General features: G+C 77.8%; 1 protein-coding gene. It reads left to right on the top strand.

The genetic code is table 11. The features are described 5' to 3' along the window. Nucleotides 1-331: 331 nt before the first annotated feature. Entirely contained in the window at nt 332-1,954 is a 1,623-nt protein-coding gene (locus tag ACFV7Q_RS38765; protein WP_385435656.1) for a molybdopterin-dependent oxidoreductase, read from the top strand. Nucleotides 1,955-2,191 lie beyond the last annotated feature (237 nt).

The following is a 2,191-nucleotide window of genomic DNA, read 5'->3' as shown; positions in this document are numbered from 1 at the left end:
GCGTCGCGCCCCCGGGCGCGCTCGCGGGTGGGCCCGGGGCGGGGGGTGGGCGGGGTGGGGGGGGCGGGCGCCGGCCCCCCCCCCCCCCGGTTTCGGGAAGGGGCGGGGCGGGGAGCGGCTCCGCGCAGCGGGCAGGGTCGGCACACAGCGGCCAGCGTGACGGCGGCTTCGGCGCACCCACGCCCCGGCCCCCGCCCCGGCCCACACCCCAGGCCCACACCCCCCGGCCCGCGGCCCGCGGCCCCGCCAGCCCGGCAGCCGCGCGCGACCCCGCAACGCCACGTCACACTGGACCCCGTGGGGGGGTCGAACCGGCGGACGGCGGGTGCGCATGACCACGGAGAAGGCAGAGCCGGGCCGCCCGCGCAGCAGCCGGCGCCGCCCCCTCACCAGCGGCACGGCCTGCGGCCTGACCGCGGCCTGCGCAGGCCTGGCCGTGGCCCAGCTGACCGCCGCATGGGTCCGGCCAGACGCCGCGCCCGTCACCGCGGTCGGCGGAGCCGTGGTCGACCGGACCCCGGTCGGGCTCAGGGAATGGGCGGTGGCCCGGTTCGGGACCGCCGACAAGCTGGTCCTGACCCTCGGCATCATCGCCGTACTCGTCCTCCTCGCCGCCGCGGCCGGCATCCTCGCCGTACACCGCCTCCCCGCCGGGACGGCCGTGGTCGGCGCGGTCGGCCTGCTCGGGGCGCTGGCCGCGGTCAGCCGCCCCCAGGCGACCTGGCGGGACGCACTGCCGTCGGCGGTCGGCACCCTCACCACCGCCGCGGTGCTGTACCTGCTGGTCCGCGCACTGCGCACGCCCCGCCCGGCGGGAGCACCACCGGGCGGCGCCTGGGCGATGGACCGCCGCGGCTTCGGCAGGCTCGTCGCCGCCACGCTCGCCGCGGCGGCCGGGATCGGCTACGCGGGGCGGCGGCTGGGGGCCCACGGCTCGGCCGGGGCGACCGCCTCCCGGGCCGGGTTCGCCCTGCCCCCGCCGGACGTGCCCGCCCCGCCCGTTCCGCCCGGCGCGAGCCTGCCGGTTCCCGGGATCTCCCCGTTCCTCACGCCGAACCGGGACTTCTACCGGGTGGACACCGCCCTGGTGGTCCCGCGGGTGGACGCCGGTAGCTGGCGGCTGCGCATCCACGGCGAGGGCGTCACCCGCCCCCTCGAACTGGACCTGCCGGCACTGCTGTCCCGCCCTCTGGTGGAGCACGACATCACCCTCACCTGCGTGTCGAACCCGGTCGGCGGCCCGTACGCGGGCAACGCCCGCTGGCTCGGCGTGCGCCTGGCCGACCTGCTGCGCGAGGCGGGCGTACGGCCGCCCTCGCGGGGAGGTCCGGCCGACCAGCTGGTGGCCCGGTCGGTCGACGGGATGACCATCGGTACGCCCGTCGAGACCGTCATGGACGGCCGGGAGGCGCTGTTGGCCGTCGGGATGAACGGCGAACCGCTGCCGTTCGCGCACGGGTTCCCCGTACGGATGGTCGTACCGGGCCTGTACGGGTACGTCTCGGCGTGCAAGTGGCTGCGCGAGCTGCGGCTGACCACGTTCGCCGCCTACGACGCGTACTGGGTGCGCCGGTCCTGGGCCCAGCAGGCGCCGGTGAAGACGCAGTCCCGCATCGACACACCGCGGGCCGGCTCCGCACCCCCGGCGGGGAGGGTGGCGGTGGCCGGGGTGGCCTGGGCGCAGCACCGGGGGATCGCCCGGGTGGAGTTGCGCGTGGACGGGGGCCCTTGGCAGGAGGCCCGGCTCGCCGACGCGGACGGCGTCGACACCTGGCGGCTGTGGACCTGGCCGTGGGAGGCGACGCCGGGGCGGCACACGCTCCAGGTCCGGGCCACCGACGGGACGGGCGCGGTGCAGACGGAGCGGAGCACTCCGACCGTTCCGGACGGGGCGACCGGACTGCACACCGTGACCGTGCACGTCCGTCCGGGCCCGGCCGCACGGGAGAGGTGACGCCCTGCCCGGATTCCTGGGGTCCGGGCCAAGACCCTTCCAGACGTGGAGCGGGATGTCCGCGGACCCCCCGGGCCGGCGGACACAGCCCGGGCTTCGGACCATGCGGCGCCGACCGGCGGCTCCGGGCTCCGGGCTGCGGGCTAGGGCCTGTTGTGAAAGTGCTGGTCATAGCCATTCGTTGATGGCTGCGACCAGCACGGTCGCTTCGTAGCGGACGGCGAGTTTGTCGTACCG

Origin of the sequence: Streptomyces sp. NPDC059851, assembly GCF_042732005.1 — a bacterium.
GTDB lineage: Bacteria > Actinomycetota > Actinomycetes > Streptomycetales > Streptomycetaceae > Streptomyces.
Note: the sequence above shows the minus strand (reverse complement) of the source record. Positions and strands in the feature narration are given on the sequence as shown.

Coding starts and splice junctions, on each gene's coding strand:
- ACFV7Q_RS38765 (WP_385435656.1), top strand. CDS start 332: ATGACCACGGAGAAGGCAGAGCCGGGCCGCCCGCGCAGCAGCCGGCGC.